General features: G+C 75.6%; 7 protein-coding genes. 4 read left to right on the top strand and 3 right to left on the bottom strand.

The window, feature by feature from the left end; translation table 11 throughout:
- Positions 1-31 precede the first annotated feature (31 nt).
- The gene (locus tag ACI8AB_RS22590) at positions 32-478 is read right to left on the bottom strand and encodes a methyl-accepting chemotaxis protein (RefSeq protein ID WP_456951973.1); all 447 of its coding nucleotides are present in this window, start codon (positions 476-478) and stop codon (positions 32-34) included.
- A gap of 121 nt (positions 479-599) precedes the next feature.
- Positions 600-1655, bottom strand: a complete 1056-nt coding sequence (locus ACI8AB_RS22585) for an iron-containing redox enzyme family protein (protein WP_456951972.1) — start codon at positions 1653-1655, stop codon at positions 600-602.
- A 122-nt stretch (positions 1656-1777) separates the two neighbouring features.
- Here ACI8AB_RS22585 and ACI8AB_RS22580 point away from each other — a divergent pair, with 122 nt between their 5' ends.
- Together ACI8AB_RS22580 and ACI8AB_RS22575 are read left to right on the top strand one after the other, a co-directional pair.
- Positions 1778-2311 carry a DUF1353 domain-containing protein gene (locus tag ACI8AB_RS22580; RefSeq protein ID WP_456951971.1) on the top strand — a complete coding sequence of 178 codons (534 nt, stop codon included), beginning with the start codon at positions 1778-1780 and terminating at the stop codon, positions 2309-2311.
- A gap of 47 nt (positions 2312-2358) precedes the next feature.
- Entirely contained in the window at positions 2359-3489 is a 1131-nt protein-coding gene (locus ACI8AB_RS22575) for a 5-methyltetrahydropteroyltriglutamate--homocysteine S-methyltransferase (protein WP_387989097.1), read from the top strand.
- Here the strand turns inward: ACI8AB_RS22575 and yidD are convergent.
- Complete coding sequence (gene yidD, locus ACI8AB_RS22570) at positions 3480-3890, bottom strand: membrane protein insertion efficiency factor YidD (protein WP_456951970.1); 411 nt, start codon at positions 3888-3890, stop codon at positions 3480-3482. The two genes, ACI8AB_RS22575 and yidD, sit on opposite strands and share 10 nt — an antisense overlap.
- A 188-nt stretch (positions 3891-4078) precedes the next feature.
- Here yidD and ACI8AB_RS22565 point away from each other — a divergent pair, with 188 nt between their 5' ends.
- Both ACI8AB_RS22565 and ACI8AB_RS22560 read left to right on the top strand, forming a co-directional pair.
- Entirely contained in the window at positions 4079-4444 is a 366-nt protein-coding gene (locus tag ACI8AB_RS22565) for a hypothetical protein (RefSeq protein ID WP_387989101.1), read from the top strand.
- 223 nt (positions 4445-4667) lie between these two features.
- Positions 4668-6020 carry a dicarboxylate/amino acid:cation symporter gene (locus ACI8AB_RS22560; protein ID WP_456951969.1) on the top strand — a complete coding sequence of 451 codons (1353 nt, stop codon included), beginning with the start codon at positions 4668-4670 and terminating at the stop codon, positions 6018-6020.
- Positions 6021-6071 lie beyond the last annotated feature (51 nt).

Raw genomic sequence — 6071 nt, 5'->3', positions numbered from 1 at the left:
GCCGGCCCCCGTGCCCGGCCCGCACCCCGGCTCAGGCGGCCGACTCGACCGCGCGGCCCATCCGGACCTGCTCCTCGAGCACGCCGGTGATCCGCGCCTGCACCGCGTCGAGCAGGCCGACGACCTCACTGGTCGCGTGGATGCCGGCGGTGACCTGGTCGCTGCTGGTCCGGGTGCCGGCGATCCGGTCCGGCACCCGCTGCGTGGCGGCCGCGGTCTCCCGGGCCAGGTCCTCGACCTCGCCGGTGACGACGGCGGAGCCGCGGCCGAGCTCGCCGGCGCACGCCGCCGCGGTGGTGGCGTCGAGGGCGAGCAGGCCGGTCCGGTCGGCGATGCCGGAGGTGATCCGGACGACCTCGCCGGTCGACGCCGACGCCTCGGTGAGGGCCTCGACCACCCTCTCGAGGACCTCGACGTCCCGCGGCGTCGCCGTGGTCTCCGGCGTGCCGGACGGGTCCGGGTCGGTGCGCCGCCACATGGTCGTCCTCCGGGGTCGGGGACCCCGGGTCCGGAGGGTCCTGCACCGAGAGGTTCGGCAGCGCCGCCGCGGACTGCAGCCGATCGGGCGCCGCAACCCGGCCCCGAGACCGGATCGCGACTCAGGCGGCGAGCGCGGTCCGGGTGTACAGCGCCGAGCGCCCGGCCTCCCAGGCGCCGAGCAGGTGCCGGGCGGCCAGCCCGTCGAGGGCGAGGGAGCAGGCCGCGCCGAAGAGCACGTCACCCAGGAGCGAGGGGTCCTCGGCCACCAGGGAGCCGCACATGTCCACCGAGGCGATCTGCTCGTGGACGGCGTCGGCCTCGACGTGCTCGTCGTAGAAGACGGTCGTCGTCCCGTCGTGGCCGATCCGGCGCAGCCCCGCGGAGTAGCGGCGGCTGGGCTCGGAGGAGGTCATCTCCACGCAGGCCAGGTGGCCCAGCGCCGCCCCGCGCCAGCGGCGGTGCAGGCCGAACAGCGACATGGTGTTGACCGAGGTGAAGGCGACGGCGGGGGCGTCGTCCCACAGGGCGCCGTACCCGGCGTCCAGGCCCAGGTCGCGCATCATCCCGGCGAAGAGCTCGCTGTGCATGCGCTCGGGCGCGCCGCCGCCGTACTCGTCGGCCTGGATCTCGACCATCGCGGCCTTGGCCCGGCCCGACAGCCGGGGGACGGCGAAGGTGTGCGGGTCGGCCTCCTTGAGGTGGTAGACCGACCGCAGGGTCAGGTACTCGCGCCACTGCTCGGCGGTGCCGCGCTTGGCCATGAACGACGACAGCGACGGGCCGTCGTCGGCGGCGATCAGCGCGGTCAGCTGCCGGTCGACCGGCTCGCCGGTGGGGGAGGGCGGGCCGGTGAGCTCGCACAGGGCGGCCAGGTGCCGGCGCTCGAGGTGCGCGCGCAGCGTGATCAGGCCGGGGTCCCACTCGAGGGCGTCGTCGACGTCGTCGAGGCCCCGGTAGTGCAGCTCGTAGCACAGCGCCAGCGCCAGCTGCAGGTCGTCGTCGTGCAGGGGGTCGGTCGCGGCCCCGGCGGTGGTGCGGGCGAGGTCGACGGTGGCGGGGGAGACCGACCCGGCGAGCAGGGCGTCGCGGAGGGCCGCGGACAGGGGGCCCCGGGCGTGAGGCAGGCGCATGGTCCGGCCCATGCCCAGCGCCGCGGACTTCGATGCACCGCGCACGATGGGATGTCGCACATCCGTGGGCACCCGCGCGGAGGGGTGGGCCCGGCCGCGGTACCGACGACCCCGGGTACCGACCGCTCCCCCGAGCGGACGCGGCGGGCGGGGAGGAGGGTACGGACGTGCCCTTCGACCCGCCCGCCGGCGTGCTCAGCACCGCCGGCGCCGGCGGCTGGACGCTCGTCGAGCCGCTCACCTACCACGGGAAGCGCGACACCTTCGTCGTCCTGGCGGGCTTCCGCACGGACCTCGCGTCCGTGCCGCGGCCGGTGCGGTGGCTGGTCCCGGAGTCCGGGCGGTACACGCTGGCCGCGGTGCTGCACGACTGGCTGTGCCAGGAGGGCATCGTCACCGGCGTGGTCACCGCGCGAGAGGCCGACGGGGTCTTCCGCCGGGCGATGCGGGAGGCCGGGGTGCCGGTGCTGCTGCGCTGGCTCATGTGGACCGGCGTGCGGTGGGGCGCGCTGACCGATCCGCGGCGGCGGCGCGGCTGGCTGCTCAGCGCGCCGGGCGTGCTGGCGATCACGGCGCTGGCGGCGCCGCTGGTGCTGCCGCCGTCGCTGCTGGCCGTGCCGGCCCTGCTCGTCTACGCCGCCGCGGAGCGGCTGGTGTCGGGGGAGGCCGGGGTCCGCCCCTGGTCGCGGCCGCGGACCTGATCGGCCGCCGGCGCGCGTCCGGGGCCGTCCTGCGCCAGGCTCGCGGCATGACCGACACCTCCGGCCCGCCCTTCCGCGCCGACCACGTCGGCAGCCTGCTGCGCCCTGCGTCGCTGCTCGAGGCCCGCGCCCGGCACGCCGCCGGGGAGATCGACGACGCCGAGCTGCGCGGGATCGAGGACGAGGCGATCGCCGACGTCGTCCGGCTGCAGGGCGACGTCGGCCTGCGCACCGCCACCGACGGCGAGTTCCGCCGCGCCTCGTGGCACATGGACTTCATCTACGCCATCGACGGCATCAGCAAGGTGACCGGCGAGGACATCGTCGTCCACTTCCGCAACGCCGACGGCACGATCGACTTCACCCCTGCGGGGCTGCACGTCGACGGCCCGCTGTCGATCGGCGAGCCGGTCTTCGGCGCGGACCTCGCCTACCTGCAGTCGCAGGTGGGGGAGGGGCAGACGGCGAAGCTGACGATCCCCTCGCCGTCGATGGTCCACTACCGCGGCGGCGCGGCCGCGATCGACCCGGCCGTCTACCCCGACGAGGACGCGTTCTGGGACGCCCTGTCGGCGGCGTACGCGCAGCAGGTGCGCGGCGTCGCCGCGCTGGGCTGCCGGTACCTGCAGCTCGACGACACCAGCCTGGCCTACCTCAACGACCCCGCCCAGCGCGCCGAGCTCGCCGCCCAGGGCCGCGACGCCGAGCACCAGCACGAGCGCTACATCCGGCAGATCAACGCCGCGCTGGCCGGCCGCCCGGAGGGGCTGACGGTCACCACCCACATGTGCCGCGGCAACTTCCGCTCCTCCTGGGTGGCCGAGGGCGGCTACGACTTCGTCGCCGAGGCGCTGTTCGGCGGCCTGGAGGTCGACGGCTTCTTCCTCGAGTACGACGACGCCCGCTCCGGCGGCTTCGAGCCGCTGCGGTTCGTCCCGCCGGGCAAGCGGGTCGTCCTGGGCCTGGTGACGACGAAGCGGCCGGAGCTGGAGTCGAAGGACGCGCTCAAGCGGCGCATCGACGAGGCCGCGCGGTACGTGCCGCTGGAGCAGCTGGCGATCTCGCCGCAGTGCGGCTTCTCCTCGACCGTCGAGGGCAACGCGCTGACCCGCGACGAGCAGGTGGCCAAGCTGGCGCTCGTGGTCGAGGTCGCCCAGGAGGTCTGGGGCTACGCCTGAGCCCGGGCCCGGGCCCGGGGCACCGGATCGCTGCCGCCGGCGCCGGGGCGGCAGCGGCGCAGCCGGTCGAGGGTCAGCCACAGCCCGCGCAGCGCGCCGTGGCGCCGCAGCGCCTCGAGCCCGTAGGTCGAGCAGGTCGGCGTGAACGGGCACACCGGCGGGCGGGTGGGGCTGACCCGCTCCCGGTAGGCGACGACGAGCCGGACCGGCCAGCGCGCCGCCCACGGCGTCCCGGCCGGTGCCGGGGTGACCAGTGCCGCGGGCAGGGCCAGCCAGAGCAGGGTGAACAGGCCGATCGCGTCACAGCCCTCCGAGCAGCCGTCCCAGCCGTCGCAGGAGTTGCGGGAGGAGCGGGCGGAGCGGCGGCGACGACGGCGGGTGCACCCCGGGCGGCTGGTCACGGCGGGGCATCGTGCAGGCCGGCGCCGGACCGGGGAAGGGGTTGCTGCACGGGTCGGGCCTGCAACGTCTCGCCCCTCGCGTCCCAGCCGCCCGCCCCGTCCCAGGCGTGGTCCGGTGCCGCACTCCGGTTGCCGACCCTGGGGACGGGTCCCACGACCGCGGGGCCGGTCCGACAGGAGGCACCCGCATGTCCGAGTCGCAGCCCGTTCCGTCGCAGCCCGCTCCGTCCGGCCGTCGCTCCCGCCGGCTCACCGAGCTGCGTGCCGGGATGTCGGTCCTCGGCAGCGCGGCCGCCGACCTCGGCGTCGGCAGCCAGCCCGACGTCCGCGTGCTGCCCGACGGGCGGCTGTGGCTCGACGAGCTGGAGATGGCCGTCTCCGCCGCCGACGTCTACCAGGCCGCCCGCGGGCTCGTCGCCGCCCAGCTCGACGCCATCGCCCACGTGTCCGGCCGACCGGTCGAGGACCACGCGCTGGCCTGGCTGGTCACCCTGCAGACCAACGAGGTCATGGTGGCGCTGGAGGACGAGCCCGCCGTCGACGACGCCGCCTGAGGCGTCAGCGGCCCGGTTCCGGGGGGGCCGAGGTCCACGCCGTCGGGTGAGTCCGCGCACATCCGGGATGCCGCGGTGCCGCATCCGCATTGCTCCCTGGCGTGCAGAACGTCTGGGGACTCACGCGCCGCCGTGAGCTCGACTTCGGCCGGGTGACGACCGCCGGCTGTTGACGCCGTGCGCGCCGCCGTCCCCTCCCGAAGAACCCCCGAAAGGCACCTCAGTGCTCGCACGTCTCCGCCGCGTCCCGTTCGCGGTGCAGGTCCTCCTCGCCCTCGTGGTGGGCGTCGCGCTCGGCCTCGTGGCCCGCGACCTCGGCCCCGTCGCCGACGGGACGCCGAACTGGCTCGCCAGCACCCTCCAGACCGTCGGCCAGACCTTCGTCACGCTGCTCAAGGTCCTGGTCCCGCCGCTCGTCGTCACCGCGGTCATCGTCAGCATCGCCAACCTCCGCCAGGTCTCCAACGCCGCCCGGCTGGCCGGCCAGACCCTGCTGTGGTTCGCGATCACCGCGCTGGTCGCCGTCACCATCGGCATCGGCCTGGGCCTGCTCACCCAGCCCGGCCGCAACAGCAGCGTCGACGCCGCCGCCCAGGCCGCGCCCGAGACCACCGGCTCCTGGTGGGACTTCCTCACCGGCCTGGTGCCGGGCAACGTCCTCGGCCTGCAGGCCTCGGCGGGCGACGACGGCTCGGTCGGCCTGTCGTTCAACGTCCTGCAGCTGATCGTGCTGTCGGTCGCGATCGGTGTCGCGATCCTCAAGGTCGGCGAGCCGGCCGAGCCGTTCCTCGGCCTGGTCCGCTCCGCCCTGGCCGTCGTCCAGAAGCTGCTGTGGTGGGTCATCCTGCTGGCCCCGGTCGGCACCGTCGGCCTCATCGGCAACGCCGTGGCCACCTACGGGTGGGACTCGCTCGGCTCCCTCGGCGTCTTCGCGGGCTCGGTCTACGCGGGCCTCGCGCTGGTGTTGTTCGTCGTCTACCCGGTGCTCCTGCGCCTGCACGGCCTCTCGCCGCTGCGGTGGTTCGCCGGCGCCTGGCCGGCCATCCAGCTCGCCTTCGTCTCCCGGTCCTCGATCGGCACCCTGCCGGTGACCGAGCGGGTCACCGAGCAGGACCTGGGCGTGCCGCGGTCCTACGCCTCCTTCGCCGTCCCGCTGGGCGCGACGACGAAGATGGACGGCTGCGCCGCGATCTACCCGGCGCTGGCGGCGATCTTCGTGGCGCAGTTCTTCGGCGTGGACCTGTCGCTCACCGACTACCTGCTCATCGCGCTGGTGTCGGTGGTCGGCTCGGCCGCCACGGCCGGCGTCACCGGCGCGGTGGTCATGCTGACCCTGACGCTGTCCACCCTGGGCCTGCCGCTGGCCGGCGTCGGCCTGCTGCTGGCGATCGACCCGATCCTCGACATGGGCCGCACCGCGGTGAACGTCGCCGGCCAGGCGCTGGTCCCGACGATCGTCGCCCGGCGCGAGGGCATCCTCGACCTCGAGCGGTTCCGCACCGGCCGGGCGTCCGCCCCGGTCGCCGCGGAGACCGGCGGCGTCGACACCGACCTGCGGCAGCCCGCGGTCGCCTGACCCTCCGCTCCACCCGGCGACGGGCCGGGGACCCCTCGGGGTCCCCGGCCC

The sequence above is a fragment of the Geodermatophilus sp. SYSU D00698 genome (assembly GCF_054050335.1).
The sequence above is the reverse complement of the archived record's forward strand: the minus strand, read 5'-3'. Positions and strand labels throughout refer to the sequence as shown.

Coding starts and splice junctions, on each gene's coding strand:
- ACI8AB_RS22575 (WP_387989097.1), top strand. CDS start 2,359: ATGACCGACACCTCCGGCCCGCCCTTCCGCGCCGACCACGTCGGCAGC.
- ACI8AB_RS22565 (WP_387989101.1), top strand. CDS start 4,079: ATGTCCGAGTCGCAGCCCGTTCCGTCGCAGCCCGCTCCGTCCGGCCGT.
- ACI8AB_RS22590 (WP_456951973.1), bottom strand. CDS start 478: ATGTGGCGGCGCACCGACCCGGACCCGTCCGGCACGCCGGAGACCACG.